The sequence below is a fragment of the Spirochaetota bacterium genome (genome assembly GCA_038043445.1).
GTDB lineage: Bacteria > Spirochaetota > Brachyspiria > Brachyspirales > JACRPF01 > JBBTBY01.
The window spans coordinates 13,429-29,726 of the sequence record JBBTBY010000072.1; the positions used below are offsets into that span (position 1 = coordinate 13,429).

10 protein-coding genes are annotated in these 16,298 nt (G+C 56.5%); 8 read left to right on the forward strand and 2 right to left on the reverse strand.

The genetic code is table 11. From position 1 onward, the window contains the following. Positions 1-11: 11 nt before the first annotated feature. A complete protein-coding gene (gene pth / locus AABZ39_11370) occupies positions 12-578 on the forward strand; it encodes an aminoacyl-tRNA hydrolase (GenBank protein ID MEK6795371.1) in 567 nt (188 codons plus the stop codon). Then, a complete protein-coding gene (locus tag AABZ39_11375; protein MEK6795372.1) occupies positions 578-2,434 on the forward strand; it encodes an N-6 DNA methylase in 1,857 nt (618 codons plus the stop codon). The genes pth and AABZ39_11375 overlap by 1 nt, the downstream gene beginning before the upstream one ends. A gap of 20 nt (positions 2,435-2,454) precedes the next feature. Here AABZ39_11375 and AABZ39_11380 read toward each other — a convergent pair whose 3' ends face one another. Further along, the gene (locus AABZ39_11380; protein ID MEK6795373.1) at positions 2,455-3,585 is read right to left on the reverse strand and encodes a Gfo/Idh/MocA family oxidoreductase; all 1,131 of its coding nucleotides are present in this window, start codon (positions 3,583-3,585) and stop codon (positions 2,455-2,457) included. Between the two features lie 70 nt (positions 3,586-3,655). On the opposite strand from AABZ39_11380, the gene AABZ39_11385 reads away from it, so the two are divergent. Further along, a complete protein-coding gene (locus AABZ39_11385) occupies positions 3,656-4,507 on the forward strand; it encodes an AraC family transcriptional regulator (protein ID MEK6795374.1) in 852 nt (283 codons plus the stop codon). Between the two features lie 47 nt (positions 4,508-4,554). After that, positions 4,555-5,598 carry a LacI family DNA-binding transcriptional regulator gene (locus tag AABZ39_11390; GenBank protein ID MEK6795375.1) on the forward strand — a complete coding sequence of 348 codons (1,044 nt, stop codon included), beginning with the start codon at positions 4,555-4,557 and terminating at the stop codon, positions 5,596-5,598. Here AABZ39_11390 and AABZ39_11395 read toward each other — a convergent pair. Next, positions 5,595-9,224, reverse strand: a complete 3,630-nt coding sequence (locus AABZ39_11395) for a hypothetical protein (protein ID MEK6795376.1) — start codon at positions 9,222-9,224, stop codon at positions 5,595-5,597. The genes AABZ39_11390 and AABZ39_11395 overlap by 4 nt on opposite strands. 244 nt (positions 9,225-9,468) lie before the next feature. Here AABZ39_11395 and AABZ39_11400 point away from each other — a divergent pair, with 244 nt between their 5' ends. The 4 genes from AABZ39_11400 to AABZ39_11415 all read left to right on the forward strand — a co-directional run bounded on the left by AABZ39_11400 (position 9,469) and on the right by AABZ39_11415 (position 16,296). Further along, on the forward strand, positions 9,469-10,242 hold the full coding sequence (locus AABZ39_11400) for an IclR family transcriptional regulator (protein MEK6795377.1): 774 nt from the start codon (positions 9,469-9,471) through the stop codon (positions 10,240-10,242). A gap of 102 nt (positions 10,243-10,344) precedes the next feature. Next, positions 10,345-12,057, forward strand: a complete 1,713-nt coding sequence (locus AABZ39_11405) for a hypothetical protein (protein MEK6795378.1) — start codon at positions 10,345-10,347, stop codon at positions 12,055-12,057. Between the two features lie 133 nt (positions 12,058-12,190). Further along, positions 12,191-13,285, forward strand: coding sequence for a GntR family transcriptional regulator (locus AABZ39_11410; GenBank protein MEK6795379.1), 1,095 nt, complete (start codon positions 12,191-12,193; stop codon positions 13,283-13,285). Further along, complete coding sequence (locus AABZ39_11415; GenBank protein ID MEK6795380.1) at positions 13,282-16,296, forward strand: DUF4838 domain-containing protein; 3,015 nt, start codon at positions 13,282-13,284, stop codon at positions 16,294-16,296. The genes AABZ39_11410 and AABZ39_11415 overlap by 4 nt, the downstream gene beginning before the upstream one ends. Positions 16,297-16,298: the final 2 nt, after the last annotated feature.

Consider the following 16,298-nt stretch of genomic DNA (forward strand, 5'->3'; position numbering starts at 1 on the left):
AAAGGCACTGAATGAAACTGGTACTAGGGCTCGGCAACCCCGGCGAATATTATGCGATGCACCGGCACAATATCGGGTTCATCATGATAGACCGGCTCGCGAAAGAGCTCGGTGTAAAGCTCGATATCCGGAAAAAGAAGACCATATTCGGCAGGGGCAAATCAAGCGGCGTCGATTTCCTGCTCCTCAAACCGCTCACGTTCATGAACCTGTCCGGGGAGGCCGCACTCTACATGGCGAGCTTCATGAAAATATCGGTGAAGGACGTCATCGCCATCTATGACGATATGGACCTGCCGCTCGGATCGTTCAAGGTGCGTGTCGGCGGGAGCGACGGCGGGCACAACGGGATAAAATCGATAGTCGAATCGCTCAAGAGCCCGGAGTTCACGCGCATTCGCATCGGTATCGGCCGCCCGCGCAAGGGCGTCGATGTCGCCGATCATGTGCTCTCACCGTTCACGAAGACCGAGCGGGAGCTGTTGCGCGGTATCTCCGACGACATCATCGATGCTATCAGGATGTGCATGTTCCAGACGCCGGTCGCGGCGATGAATAAATTCAACAAAAGAAGCTAGTGCATTCCCGCTCCGCTGCCGATCGCTTTCGTACCGAGATAATACGCCGCTGGGGTTCATGCGGCATCATTGGCAATGATGCTCCGCAGGCTGTCGATGCAGAACGCATCATCCATACAGCGTATGGATTCGATGCGGGGCAGTTCGATCTTTTCACCGAAAGCGGTTCAGGTAGTGTTGCGGATGACGGGAACACCCTCTCCGCCGGAGCGCTCGCATCCGTGTACGAACGGTCGATAGACCGCGAAACGCGCAGAAAAAAAGGGCAATTCTATACTCCGGACGATATCATATCGTTCATGACCGGCCGTGCGCTGGCATATGCCGGCGGCATGCACGGCACCATGTTCGACCCGGCGTTCGGCTGCGGCGGTTTTCTCATCGACATGCTCGCGCGCCGCGTCGCATCGTGCGATATTCCCTCGTTCTCGGACAGCGAACTGACAGCACAGTACCGCGCTGTCATCGATTCGGCATACGGTTATGAGATAGACCCGGGAGCCTTCCGTATCGCGCGCTCTTACCTCCTCCTCGTCCTCATGCCGTTCGCGGCTGAATTCACACGGCGCGGCATGCATGCCCCCGAAGTACACCTTCGAATGCAGAATGCGGACGCCCTTTCCGCCGACCCATCGTCGATCAAAGCGGACCTCGCTGTATTTAACCCCCCCTATCTCGGCGAAAAGGGGAACAAGGCGGTGTTCGATGATGTCCTTAATCGCTATCCGCACTGGCGTACGCATTATCGTGCACGCATGGATTATCTCTATTGGTTCATCGCCCTTGGTATCGAGTCACTGACCGAGGGCGGCGTGCTGACGGCGGTAACGAGCACGTACTGGTTCACCGCCGCATCCGCGGACAGGCTCAGGGAACTCGTGCGCACTCGATCGATGCTCCGCGAGATAATAATTTTCGAAGGGCGTTCCGGCGTGTTCCCGCAGGCCAATGTTCACGCAGCCGTGTTCACGCTGGTGAGGACGGACGACAGCAGCGCATGCGATGCGAACCGCCCGCGCATCGTTCTCCTGAAAGACCGCACCCGCGAGGCGATGCTCTCGGCATATCGCGCGCACATGAACAGCACGGAATTCGAGGACGGATCGATCTCAATATTCACCGGACCGGAGCAGCGCACGATGACGGGCTCATGGGTATTCACCCGAAAACCCGCAAGGACCGAACGCGGTACCGTTACACTCGGCGATATCTGCGAAATTCGGCAAGGCATCGTACCGAACCCCCAGCGTGTGACAGGGCGTATGGCGAGCGGAGGTATGCTTCGCGGCGAACCGATATTCGTTTTTGATGAGGAGCAGTATCGGGAATTCTCAACGACCATATCACGGAAGGAACGCGCCCTCCTCGTACCGTTCCACAAGAACACCGACATCGGACCGAAAGGGATAGCATCACCGCGCTATCATCTTCTCTACATCGACAGGACTATCGATATCGGACGATACCCCGCAATACGGCGCCATCTGATGCGCTATCGGAAAATACTGTCGGCTCGACGCGAATGCCGAACGGGAAAGATACCGTGGTATTCTCTGCATTGGCCGCGCACACGCTCGCTCTTCACAACAGCATCGATAGTATGTCCCTATCTCAGCGCCCGGCCGGTATTCGCCTATACCGATGGGATATATGCCGCATCCGATGTGTACTACATTACATTCCGCCCCGGCCAGAAGGGCGATCTCCGTGAGCTTGCGGCTTGTCTGAATTCACGTCCTGTCATCGCCTGGCTGCACGATCACATCGCGAGAAAAGGCGATATGATCATGCTTACGAGCAGCACCCTTCGCTCCTTGCCGATCTCTTCATCACTGGTGCCGGTGCTGAAACGATAACCACAGGTCTGCTCCTGTCGCTACGAAAAATCCGGCACCGTCACTCCCCTGCCGTCATTCATAGCAGACTCATGCGCACAGACACCCGCAGCCGACCAATTCGCCGCGGTGACAGAATCGATGGCGCTTGGACGCTCCTCGACGATGCTCCGAATGAATTCGTGGACAAGATGCGGATGTGACCCATGATGCCCGCCGCCCTGTTTTATCGATTGATGCGGGTTCTTCGGATCGGGGATGATATGAACCTCCGTATATGTGCGTATCGCTTCCGGCAGCAACTCCCTTTTGTCCTTCGGCTCTACCCGTTCGCACACGATCTCATTGCCCCGTTTGCCTCCGGACGAGGGCTTCATCGTGGTCACGAGGGGCATCTCGTGTTCCGTGTGCCATTCGAACGAGTGCTTCTCTCCGTACACATGGAAGCATTCAAGATATTCGTGCGCTGTCTGGAACAGCGAACGCGTCACTTCGGCGGCAATGCCGTTCGAGAGCCGGAAGAGAGCGGTTTCAGCGGGGAACGGATTACCGTACTGCGTTGTGAGCTCATCGCGCATGACGCCGGTGCCGAAGCAATGCACCTTAGTCGCGCGCACACACTCAAGCGCAAGAAGGGGTGCAACGGCATGCGTCGCATACCACAGGGGGGGCAGCCCCATCCAATACGGCGGCCAATGCTCCATATCCTGATAATGCGCACCGCGAAGGAGCTGTATCCTGCCGAACTCGCCGCGAGCGTGCATATCCCGGGCAAAGAGGAACTGATAGGTATATACCGCCGTTTCCATCATCATGTAGTTCCTTCTGTTCCGGCGCTCCGCCTTCACTATCTCCTTCATATCGCTGATGGATGTCGCCATCGGGACGGTGCACGCACAATGCTTCCCCGCATTGAGCACCGCGAGGGAAAGCTCGGCGTGGTTCGGAATGCCGGTAACGATATGCACCGCATCGATATCGTCAGAAGCGAGCACGTCCCTCACATCGCGGAAGCGCTCCGTAATGCCGTATCTGTCGGCATACGAGGTGAGCGTCGCCTCGTCAGAATCGCATACCGCAACACTGCCGACGTCCGGATGGTCACGATATATCAGCGGGAAACTGCCGCCGAATCGAAGTCCTATCACCGCGATATTCGATCTCTTTTTCATGGCATGGCTCCTTGTTGTCTTGAAGAGAAGATACGCATGCCGGCATCGATGGGAAATTGACAGGTGGGAAATGACATGTATAATCGGGAATATGGGCATGATACGCCTCTCTATCGAGAAATGCCGCAGGCTTCAAACGGCGAACTATTCATTCTTCAAGGAGCCGTACCTCCATCCGGACCGCGTCATGCCGGCTCATGATATCGTCCTTATCGTCGCCGGCGGCTGGGAGATATGCGAGGAGAACGAGCGCTTCATGCTCGGGCCCGGCGATGCGATATTCCTCTTCGCCGGACGCCGTCACTACGGCGAACGCGGCTGTGAATACGGTACACGGACGATGTGGGTGCACGCCTATCCGGAACGCGACGATGCATTCATACGTACCGCTGCCGTCGGCAGGAACACCGACAGCGCCCTGTACCTGCCGACGGTGATACGTACGGGCGGTGACCCGCGGGTCATTTCGCTCTTCGAGGGCATCGTTCAGAACTACTGGTCGTCATCCGCAACGAACAGGATGCGTTCACGTGTGCTTTTTTCCGAGCTCATGCTCGAGCTCTCCGCGCTCGCGCATACGGCTCACGACCCCGCCGCCAACGCCATCGACTACATCGTTAATCTCATCGAGATGAACCCTGCAAAGAACTATTCCATCGATGCGCTCGCGAAAGCGGTGGGGATGAACCGGCGTACGCTTACCATGCAGTTCAGGAAGCGCATGAAACGATCGATACATCAGTTCGCGGTCGCACACAAGGTCCGCATGGCCGCATCGGTGTTCGCCCATGCACCGGGTACGCCGGTCCGCGTCGTCGCATCGATGTTCGGATTCTACGACGAATTCCATTTCTCTCGAACGTTCAAGCAGCTCACCGGCGCAGCACCGACCGAGTACAAAAAAGGCCGTTCGCAGCCGTAATACCGCAGGATGCTTTACCTCCCGCCATTCCGATATATACTGTTGCCATGCTGAAATATTCCGCATTGAAGCAGAAGATAGTCGCCGACATTGCCGCAAAAAAAAGAGCGCCGGGCACACGTATCCCCGGTGTCCGCGATATCATGGCAAAACACAAGGTGAGCCAGAACACCGTCGCAAGCGCGCTCAAGGAACTTGCCCGCGAGGGTATCATAGAACTTCGCCACGGCAGCGGCATTTATGTACGCGACATCGGGGGGCGGCGTACGGTCGCCATCGGGCTCATACTCACCGAAGCGGACAATCCGTTCTTAAGCCGCTTCCTCGAAGCGCTCACATCGGCCAAGGACGAACATGCGTTCAACATCATCACCAAGGTCTCAGGATTCGACCCCATTCGTGAGCGGGAAGCCGCCGATGCGCTCCAGGCCGCAGGGGCAAAGGCCATTATGCTGCTCCCCGAACCCGCGGGTGTCAATCACCGCCATTTTGCGGCGATAGACAAGCGGGGTATACCGGTAGTGAACGTCATCAGGCGATTTGCCGACGCCGATTGCGCATATGTCGTACCGGACAATCATCGTGCCGGGGTCATCGCTGCCGAACACCTTATCGCCAAAGGCTCGCGCAACCTCGTTTACATCGGAAGCAGCGTGCTCTCGCGCATCGACGAGCGACGCGAGGGTTTCTCCTCCGCAGCAGAGAAAGCCGGCATCGATATGAGCCGCCGGCGCTTCGTATCGATTGCGGAACAGAATACCGTTGAAGAAGGCATGCGTGCGTTCGCACGGGCAAAAGAGCAGATAAAGACCATCGATGGCGTGTTCGCGTTCCACGATATCTATGCTGCCGGTGTACTTCGTCATTGCCTGAAGAACGGCATACGCGTGCCCGAGGATATTCGCCTCATCGGCTGCGACGATCTTGATATCGCCGCGTGTCTCACCCCGTCGCTCACCACCATCGATTACGGTATGGATACGATGGCCGCAAAAGCGCTCTCCATCATCGACGACAGACTGGCGGGACGCGAGCCGGAACGATCGGATATCACACTTACCCCGCGTCTTATCATCCGAGAAAGCGCCTAACGCGCGACCATCACCTTCATGATCTTCGTGCCCGCACGGGATTTGATGCAGCAGAGGTATATCCCCGGCGCCACCGACGTGCCGCTGTCGGTACGCACCTGCCAGAGCACGCTGCCGCTCCCGTCGTTCGCTGCGGGCAATTGCGCGAGTTTCTTGCCCGAAAGGGAGAATATCGCTACCGATGCATCATCGGTAAGATTGACGAAGGTGATCCCTTCGCCGCCGCGGTAGGGACTGCCGATGGCGAGTGCATTATCGAGCGATGAAGAGACCGCGAAAAGGCGCGAGAGGTCAAGACGAACGATACTTGCAGAGGACCTGCCGCCCGCAGTCGCCGTAACTCGCAGATCATAGATGCGTTTCGTATCGAAGCCGACGGGTATTTTCCAATCATTGATGAACGTCCCTCCGGCGGTGTGCACGACCGCACCCGAGATCGTACCGGGGAGCGCCGTGAACTGGTTGCTGCCGGCAGGAGTGATATCGAATGTCATTGCCGCCGTAACACCGGCATTTGAAAGCGCATATCGCATCCGCACCAAGTTCCGAAGCGGCATGACATCAGCGGCGACTGATGTGAGCGCTATCGGCATGGGCGATCTGTCGACGATATAGGTTCGGGAATTGGTCACGCTGTTATTGCCGAGCGCATCGCGGCCGTAATACCAGAGCGTCATATTCGTGGGGATCGGAACGGAAGCACCGGCTGTGCCGAAACGGGTGAACGGGCCGGCTGCGGAATTCGTCGTCCAATAGCCGAACTCTTTATCCACGGTGAGCATGATGGTGAACGAGCAATTCGTCGTGCAGCTGTCCGGCGCACCGCTCACTACCGGCGGTGTAATGTCCGGCGCGACATAGCTATAGTCGATGGTTATCTCATCCGTATGCTCATGAGGACGCGTGTTCACGAGCGCTGCCCCCATCGCGTTCTTGATGCCGTTCACGCCGCAGCGCAGGGTAAGATGATAAGTCCCGCTCGCGAGCGCTTCCGCTGTTGAGAACACGATCTTGTTCTCGGCAGGGATATAATCGATCGATGACGGCGTAATGGCGACACCGCTGTCATTCTTCAGCACTACCGTCGCAGAATGTATCGTCGATGCGATGAACGTACGCAGTGCGGGGTTCGCCATCGGCGAAAGGAGCTTCGCGGCAACGCGGCATACGCCCCCTCCATAGGTCATGGTATTCTCTATCGAAGCGAGATCGACACGCGGGGCATACGGCGTCGATTTCGGGTCCATGATGAATTGATGTCCTTCATACCCGCCGCCGCCCTGTATCGGATAGGTCAGGAGCGATCCGAACCTTGCCTCGGCGATGGAATAGCCGTCGAGCATGCGCATTGCTTGCGGTGCAAGCGAACCGAGCGCAGCGGTGGTCGCGCTGTACCGTTTGTATTCGGCACTGGATGTGGATATCGTGCCCTTATCCGCCGGTCCCGGGAACGAACTTACACCGTCATAATAGAACGTATCATGCGATGTCCCGCCGATACCCGAAGTGAGGCCGCTGTCGAAAAAATCCGGCAGTATCTCCTGCTCACCGCCGCCGGTGTAGGAGCGCACGAACCATATCTTCCCGCTCACCGCATTATCCACAGCAGCATCGTTCACAGCAAAACCTATCGGCATGCTCCCGTCCTTGAGCTCAACGCCCGTCGGGTTTGCAGCATCGAATTGCATGAATTTCGCGACATCCGACTTGTAGTAATAGCGCCGCACGAGGAGATATACCGTTCCGGGTAGACGCGGATCGAGAAATACCTTGAACGCCCGGTCGGTATAGGCCGCGCTCCCGTCGCATTTGTAGCCGTTGGTCATGCCGAGTACGCGGTATGATACGCCCGCGCCTTCACTCAATTCAAGTATCCCGTTGAACACGGTGTTCGGTACCGCGAGCGTCGATGCGCTCACCGGCACATATACCGTGTTCGTCCCGTTGACGACAGCCGAGGCTATGTTATAGAGACAGTCATTGTTGCCCCGCCCGAAATTCGTACCATAGACATTGCTGAGCGCCAGATCGAACGTCTTCGTGCTCGTCGCGGTATTGTATTGCACCACACGTGACACGGTACCGTCGAACACTGACGCCCATATCACGTCCGATGCCGTCTTTGTCGCCCTGATATTCCGGCGCGTTGCAAGCCCGAGGTCGATGTAACGCACCGTATTGTCGGTGATCCGATACTCGCCGAGAAAACTCCATGGGGAAGCGGTCGGATTGAGGGCAAATCCTGAAAGGCCCGGGCTGAAGGTGAAGTAGATGAGCTGCCCGGCGGTCGTGGGATCGATATAGATATCGTAGATCTGCGCGCGGCTTGCCGACCATGTCACATTCACGGCACCCATGGTCTTCCACGTACGTGATACGCAGTCAAAATAACACAGCCCGCGGTAGGTGGCGGCCCAGACACGATTGTTGTACGGGTCGTACTTCACGAAGTAGACATTATCCGACAGGAGCGCTCCGCCGGTGTTCGCCGTCGTATAATGCGCCGTACGATTCCCGCTCTTATCGTACACGACAACCCCGTTGCCGCGGAAATTCTCGCTCTCATCCCTGGGTATATCGCCGGCGGAATTCGGTGTGATGAAGAACGGATTGAAGCCGACAGCGCACCAGAGATTGTTTTCCACAGTATTGAGCGCTATGCCGTTCTGGTGCCGGAGCGCGAGATCCGCCCCATCGGATGCAAGGAATGATGTCACACTGCCGCCAAGATATGCATTAAGACCACCGTACTTCCGATTGAATGACGCCATCGGAAACGAGCGGAAGCACGATGCTACCGCTCCCGGCTTGAACGATATTCGCTTGAATATATTCGGGAATGTCTGGCATTCATCCCGGCAGTCGAACGAACCGGAAGCACCCATGACCCAGTCAAGATGCAGGAAGCTTATGTCGGAAAGGCCATGGATGGCACCGTTCACCGCACGATCATAGAAGGAGACCGTTCCCCCGCGCGCTTCAATCTCGGCCTTGATTCCCGGGATATCGACAGCGCTTGCGTACGCTTCCTCGAATACATAGTTCACGCCGGTCTTATACTGATCATACGCGGATGCACCGGCATTATCGATGAGCTTTTTTATCTGCACGAGCCCCGGGCCGTCGATGCGGCTTACGATATAGTATCCGTATTTCTGCTTCGAGAAGGCTATCTGTGAACGCTCGTTGTAGTTCGCCGTTTTCACGAACGCATACGGGTTATTGCTTATGAATGATGCGCTGCCGGAAAGCCTCTTCATCAGATATACATCGAGCAGGCATTCGGACGTCCCGCTGTCGGCATCGCGCGTCGTCTTGGGGAAACCGGCGCTGAGAACGATGTAATTGATGGTATCTGACAAGCCGTTCACGCTCATATAGCTCGCAATGCCCGTCACGAGCGCTTCCCGCGACGCCTTCGTCGAATACGTGCTGTAGGTAGTATCAACGATGGGCATGGGGAGCGTTACGACATTGCGGTCCGGTATGGCACGCTGGCTTTTGAAGTAGGCCCCTGCCGCGGCGGAAACACTGTCACCCTCGCGAATAACGAGGAGGACGTCATCATATGACGGCATGCCGAAGCAGAGCGACACTGCCGCCATGATAAAAAGGATACGCTGCATACATGCACTCCACAATTGATCGTGTCGTTACGCTTACAGTATAGACCATTCGGGCAATATTGTCAATTGTATCGATACAATATTATTGAACCGATCCCTGCAACTCCCTTCCAGTATAGCAGTATCGCAAACCGCTGTCAAGACGATGTATACATTATTATTGTATTCATTATTATTGTATACTCTCTTGACGCCGCGACAAGGGCGCATATACTGAACCCATGGGACACTATCGGAGCGCAGCATGATACAAGTTCTCGGGCGGGCGTTCGGCATCATAGAGCATATCGGCCAATGCGGGAGTTCACCGCTCAGGGATATCGCCCTCGCCGCAGATCTCCCGAAGAACACGACTGCGAACATACTGAAAACCCTCAAGGACCTCGGCTATCTTGCGAAGAACGATGCGGGGCGGTATTCGCTCGGGAACCGATGCGCGAGGCTTGTTTCGGCCTACCATGGTGCCGCGGCCATGCCGCTCCTGCGTGATGCGATGACCGGGCTTTCGGGAACGCTTCGCGAATCCGTCGTCGCTGCCGTGCTTGAGAACGGCGATCGGCGGGTAATAGCCGAAGCACAATGCATCCGAGAAGTGACCGTGAACATGAACATGTCACGCACCGAATCGGCATATGCATTCACCACAGGACGGGTTTTCCTTGCCTATATGTCGGCGCCTGCTCTCAGGGAATTCATCGAACGACAGGGTCTTCCGAAAGCGGAGGAATGGAGGAACGCTGTCACAAGAAGCGGCCTTCATGCAGCGCTTGCATCGATACGACGCAAAGGCATATCCATCATCCATCAGGGAGAGACCATGGGGTTCGCATCCCCCGTGTTCGGTGCCGACCGTACGGTCGCCTGCGCTCTGGGCGTGTACCTGCCCACAAGCCGATATACCAAGGACGTCAGAAGCACTATTCCGCGGGAGCTCAAGGCGGCCGCGGAAAGCCTTTCAGCACAGTACATCAATGCAGGAATAACAGCGTTCCTCACTCCGCATAAAAAGCCAATATAGTACACGTAAATGTCAATCCCAGCGGTGTACAAAGGCAGTTGAATTTCATATAGTCTACTGTACAATCTCGGTCATATCATAGCATTTTCCAGGGAGTAAGACATGGCGACAGCAGAGCAGTTGAAAACATCCGCAAAAAGTGATTCCAGCAAGCCCGTTATCGGTGTATTCGCTACGAGCGACCCTCGTATCGACGATGCATCGCGCAAACGCTGCGTCAACATCGTGAAGATGGCCGCCGACATCATCGCCGCGAAAGTAAAAATGCCCGACGGCACCGATGTCCGTGTCGTTTATACCGACCTCCTTATTGACGGCGAGAAGCAGGCCGATCAGGTCGCGCGCATGTTCAAGGACAGCGGCGTCAATGTACTGGTAGCCGTGCCGGACACCTGGGCTTTCCCGCAGCTTACGCTCATATCGCTCCTCTCGCAATTCCCTACGGACACACCGATCAATCTCACCTGCGGCAACAGCGGTCCCAAACCGGGCGTTGTATACGTGCATGCTGCCGCCGGGGCAGTAAGCCAATACGGCAGACTTATCCATATCAACGTCGGGACATGGGCGGATACGGGAGCGAACCCGGTAATGACCGACGCAACAGCAGAAGCGCTTGTTGACTGGTGCTATGCTGCGGTCACCTATCAGGGCATCAAGGGGCGACGCGTCGTCGTTTTCGGGCACGACTCAATGGGAATGGAAACGGCCCTCGCGCACGTGCTCCCCACGAGGAACACCTTCGGACTTGAGATAACACGACTTGATATGAAACTCATCGCCGATATGCTTTCTAAAAAAGCGTACAAGGAAAGCGAGCTCAACGACCTTAAAAAGTGGATACTCTCGTTCGGCAAGGAGAAAGTGGAGCTTCGCGATGCAAAGGACGAAGAGCGATTCTCGCAAGCCCTCGCGATGTATCTCATCTGCCGCGATGTGATGAAGGAATTGAACGCTGTCGGGGGCGGCTTCATGAGCCAGCTCGAATGGGGCAGCGATAAACGAGGCATTCCCCTCCCCGTCGCCGACATCATGGAATCGCTCTTCAATTCGACGTTCGATCATAATGGCCCGAAGAGCGCGCTTCCGTTCGGCACCGAGGCCGATGTGCAGGGCATTCTTACCATGCTCTTCTCGACATGGCTTTCCGGCGGCAATCCGCCGCTCTTCATGGACTTCCGCAAAGTGTGGGAACCGTGGGAGATAAAGAAAGCGGCCGATGAACTGGGCATCAAATACGGCAATGAGCTCTGGGCGAAAAAAGGCATCGTCGACGGCGATAATTCCGGCAGCGCATCGTTCAACTGGGCGGCAAAGGCCGGCGCCTCTGTCGAAGAGATAATGAAAGGCGTACGCTTCCCGCTCGCTGATGAGGGCTATTTTCCCGGCATGGGCAACAGTGTATTCTTCGTGTCCCCCGGGGGCATCACGGGCATCGCCGGGCGCATGGCATATTCATCGCTCACCGGCCTCTTCTCGTTCTTCTGGGACGAAGCAGAAACAGTTGCACTGCCTGATAAACTCTCACAGAAAGTGTATGACACCTCGAACAATACGTGGCCGCACACCTATGTCGTTCCGAAATATGCCGATATGGCGGAATACAAGCAATATGCGCCGGCGAACCATTTCCATATGACGTGGGATCTCAAGGTATCGCGCCTGCAGTACTGGATGGACATGGCGAATGTGCTCTCGGTGACCCCGTGGGCCGCACGTCCGAAATTCGTGCAGGGTACCGACCGCCCCGAGCCGCTCATCTATCACCTGAACGGCGGGGAAGTGCAGACGAAGATCCTCAGGGTGAAGCGCTGAGCGTTCGATCTGCGAACAGGAGAGCCCCGGGCCGTCATCCCGGGGCTTTTTTCCGCCCTTGACAGCCCTTCACGATATGTAGTATAATTAAAGTACACCGGTGCACCGGTTCAATCGCTTCACTGAGGACCAGATGACCGATACCACCCCGCGTTTCGTACGCATCAAGGACAGCATCAAAGCCGATATTGCCGCAGGGAAATACCGCCCGGGACAGCGTGTGCCCGCGCAGGCATCGCTCATCAGAGATTTCGGCGTTACGCAGTCAACGCTTACGCGCGCGGTCCATGACCTCATACGTGAGGGGGTTCTTGAGACACGTCATGGGAGCGGGACCTATGTGGCAGCGCGTACAACGAAGACGCAGCGCATCGAGATAATAATACCCGATGTCATCAATCCGTTCTATCCTTTTTTTGCATCCGCGGCAGCGGCAGCGGCACATCGCCATGGTTTTGATTCCGATATTCACCTTGCAGATCCGCGTACGGGAGAGGCTGCGCTCCTCAGGCGGCTCCTCGCCACGCCAGAATCGATCATTGTCACGCGCGGCATGCACTCCGATCTGGTGAAGCGTCTCGTGAACCGTCAGATGGAACGCTTCATCTTCTTCAACAGGATTCCCGGGCTCAGTGAAAAGGCCAATCTCTTTCTCACCGACCTTGAGTCAGGCGGGTATAGAGCTGCATCGCACCTCATCGCGCAGGGGCATCGCCGCATCGCTTTCATCGGAGAGAACCTTGCCTCCGACACGGGCAGATTTGCCGGATACCGCCGGGCGCTCTCGGAGCATCGAATCCCGCTCGATGAGCGTTTGGTTTTTTCATTCGGACCTCGACCGAGCTTTCAATACCATTCGGAACGGAAGAAGCGCTCGTTCATCGACGGTATCCTGACATCGATCGGACGCACGAAGAACGCACCGACGGCGATCTTCGCCTACAGCGACTATATCGCGATGTATCTCCTGTCCGCATGCTTTATCCGGAACATATCCGTACCGGCATCGCTTTCCATCTGCGGGTTCGACGGCGTACATACCGAACAGACAGCGATGTTCGGCCTCACGACCGTTCGTCAGCCGGCAGCAGCCCTGGCGGACAAGGCCTTCGCCATGCTATCCGACGGTTCGCTCGCAAAAGGCGGCATTGTCGTCACCCATTCCCCTGAGATCGTTCCCGGCAAGACCGTGAAAGATATCCGTAAAAAAAAAGGAGCGCGTCCATGAAGATCATATCCGTTCTCGTTACTCTTGCCGCCGCGGCGGTATATTCACAAACCGTGTTCATCTCCCCTGCCCCGCGAAATTCGGCGAACCACAAGGTGTCGATCGATACAAGCCGCACGCTCACGCTCGCGAAGGACGGTGTCCCGGGAACGGTCATTGTCGTTCCTGCGGATGCAACGCCCACGGCAAAATTCGCCGCACAGGAATTGAAACGGTATCTCACCCGTGCGATCACCGCTGATGTTCCCATCATGGCTTCCATCGCTCCCGGGAAAGTAAATCTCCTCATTGGTTTCAATGCACTATCCCGTACGCTCCCGGTGAAAGCACCAACGCTCCCGCGCGACAGCTTCATCATATCGCATGTGAACGCGAACGGCACCGACATCATCCTCATTGCGGGGAATGACGATGCTGAGAAGGACCCCGCCGACCTTGTGACCAAAATGAACCACTGGGGCCAGCACTTCGAGAAGGCTACGCTCTTTGCCGTGTACGATCTCCTCGAGCGCTTTCTCGGCGTACGCTTCTTCTTTCCCGACGACGCCGGCATCGTCGTACCCGCCGCACGCACACTCCTCGTGAACCCGATGCACATCTACGAAGCACCGGATTTCAATGTCCGCTGGTATTCGTATCTCGGATCGTCGTTCACGTCCATTGACGGGAAAGTGCCCCTCCCGGACGGCACCGACCAGAACTCACCCAAGGGGTATCACTGGGCGAACCGCGAACGTCACTACTGGCGCTGTCAGACCGAGTACATACCGAACTCGCACGGTCTTTCCCGCATGGGGCTCGTGGAACGCTTCGGGAAGACGAACCCGGATTTTTTCTCATTGCTCCCGAACGGACAGCGCGACATCTCGCTCGACCACAACAGCGGCCATTTGTGCCTGCTCAATAAAGGCCTTGAGGATGAAGTAACGCTTGACTGCCTCTCCTACCTCAAGGGAGAACCGCCGACGGTACGGAACATGTATCAGGAGCGTTTCAAGACCGCCGTGTGGAATCTCGGGGCATTCCAGCCGGGCTACGTGAACATCATGCCGCAGGACGGTTTTGGCGAACGCACGCGCTGCCGCTGCCCGAAATGCGAGGAGTTCTTCCGCACCAACGGGAGCTACAGCGACTATGTGTTCGGTTTCGTCTCACGCATCGCCGACCGTGTGAAAGCCTCCGGGGTCAAGGGCACGGTCACGACCATGGCGTATTCTGCATACATCGACGTCCCGAAGATAGCGCTCCCGGACAATGTTCTCCTGCAGATAGCGCCGATGGGTCCCTGGGTGGAAAAATACCCCGACAAGCAGGCGAAGGATAATGCGATAATCCGTGCGTGGAACGCGAAGCTCGGAAAACCGCGGTCGGTATATCTCTGGAACTACATCAACGATTACGGCAATCAGATACCCTTCGGCATCCCGTCGTTCTCAGTAAGGAAAATACTATCCTACTACAAGAGCCTCTCCGCGGATATTACCGGTGCGTTCCTGCAGAGCGATACGAGCTACCGGCTCTATAATTATCTCAATTGGTATTCGTTTTTCAAGGTGGCATGGGACAACGGGACGGATGCGGAAGCGCTCCTTGCCGATCATCATGCATCGATGTTCGGCGCGGGGGCGGCGCCGATGACGAAATTCTACGACATGCTCGAATCACTCTGGGATTCCTGCATCGGTGAGTACAAGAACACGGAGATGGGTCCGCAGTTCACGCCGAAAAGCGATGCCGATGTCTGGAACACGGTGTTCACGGAAGCAAAGCTCGCGGAAATGAAAGTGCTTTTTGATGAGGCGGAGAACCGGGCGAAAAGCGATGCAGCCGCGCTCTCCCGCGTGAAATATATGCGCGACTATCTCTATGGGGCCCTCGTGAAATACCGTTCGCAGATGACAGGCAAAAAACGCGAGCTCGATGACCTGACGCTTACGACCGTGCCCGCGGAAGGGATCACCGTTGACGGTGCGCTCAGCGAAGCGGCGTGGGCTACCGAATCGGCGTTCCTCGTTCCGTATAAAAAGAACGAGAACGTCAAGGCGCTCACATCGGTTCGGACGCTCTGGTCGTCTGAGGGACTCTACATTGGCTTCGAATGCATGGAAGAGAATATCGGCGATATGATAGCGCTCGCGCGTACGAATGACGACAATAACATCTGGCAGGACAGCGGTGTGGAAGTGTTCATCAACCCATCGGGTGACCGCGTACGATACGGTCACATCATGGTCAATGCTGCGGGCAGTTTTGCCGATGAGATGGTGCGCGAAAAGACGCATGACTGGTCGTGGAACAGCAAGACGCACTATGCCGTGAAACGAGGCGGCGACCGGTATACCGTCGAACTGTTCGTCCCGCTCTCCATGGAAGGGAGAAGCGATCTCGTCATCAACTTCAACCGTTCGCGGGTCATGAAGACAACGGCGAAGAATCAGCTTCAGTCATGGAGTCCGTTCCTCGTACAGGGTTTCCATGACCCGGAACGGTTCGGGTCGCTTACGCTGCTGAAAAGCCGCTCGGATATCGTGAATGACAACATTCTTACGAACGGGAGCTTTGAGGATACACCCGACGGCGCTGCGAAGGACTGGGCCATGGCCAAAGGCTTTGCATCGATAGAGACCGGCACGTTCCGTCACGGAAAGCAATGCGCGAAACTCTCATCGACGGAGCTCATCACCGGCACGACGCGCGCGGTATTCTATCAGTACATACCGCCGCTCAAGCCGAAGACCGAATACATGATATCGTATTACGTGAAGTACGAGAACATCGAGCTCAATCCCGCCGCTTCCGACTCCGGTGGTTACATGAACGTGTTCGGATGCCCCGGCAACCGATTCTATCCGAGCAAATGGTACAGCGGAAGTTCGCCGTGGATAAAAGAAAGCCATACATTCAAGACCGGCGACAAGCCGAGCGATGTGAACTATGTCCGGATCGGTTTTCACAACGCGAAGGGCACGATATGGTTCGATGACGTGCGCCTGCGCGAGATAAGGAAGTAGCG

Excerpts from the sequence above, each read along its gene's own strand:
- AABZ39_11390 (MEK6795375.1), top strand. The coding sequence starts at position 4,555 with ATGCTGAAATATTCCGCATTGAAGCAGAAGATAGTCGCCGACATTGCC.
- AABZ39_11405 (MEK6795378.1), top strand. The coding sequence starts at position 10,345 with ATGGCGACAGCAGAGCAGTTGAAAACATCCGCAAAAAGTGATTCCAGC.
- AABZ39_11415 (MEK6795380.1), top strand. The coding sequence starts at position 13,282 with ATGAAGATCATATCCGTTCTCGTTACTCTTGCCGCCGCGGCGGTATAT.
- AABZ39_11395 (MEK6795376.1), bottom strand. The coding sequence starts at position 9,224 with ATGCAGCGTATCCTTTTTATCATGGCGGCAGTGTCGCTCTGCTTCGGC.
- AABZ39_11385 (MEK6795374.1), top strand. The coding sequence starts at position 3,656 with ATGACATGTATAATCGGGAATATGGGCATGATACGCCTCTCTATCGAG.
- AABZ39_11400 (MEK6795377.1), top strand. The coding sequence starts at position 9,469 with ATGATACAAGTTCTCGGGCGGGCGTTCGGCATCATAGAGCATATCGGC.
- AABZ39_11380 (MEK6795373.1), bottom strand. The coding sequence starts at position 3,585 with ATGAAAAAGAGATCGAATATCGCGGTGATAGGACTTCGATTCGGCGGC.
- pth (MEK6795371.1), top strand. The coding sequence starts at position 12 with ATGAAACTGGTACTAGGGCTCGGCAACCCCGGCGAATATTATGCGATG.
- AABZ39_11410 (MEK6795379.1), top strand. The coding sequence starts at position 12,191 with ATGACCGATACCACCCCGCGTTTCGTACGCATCAAGGACAGCATCAAA.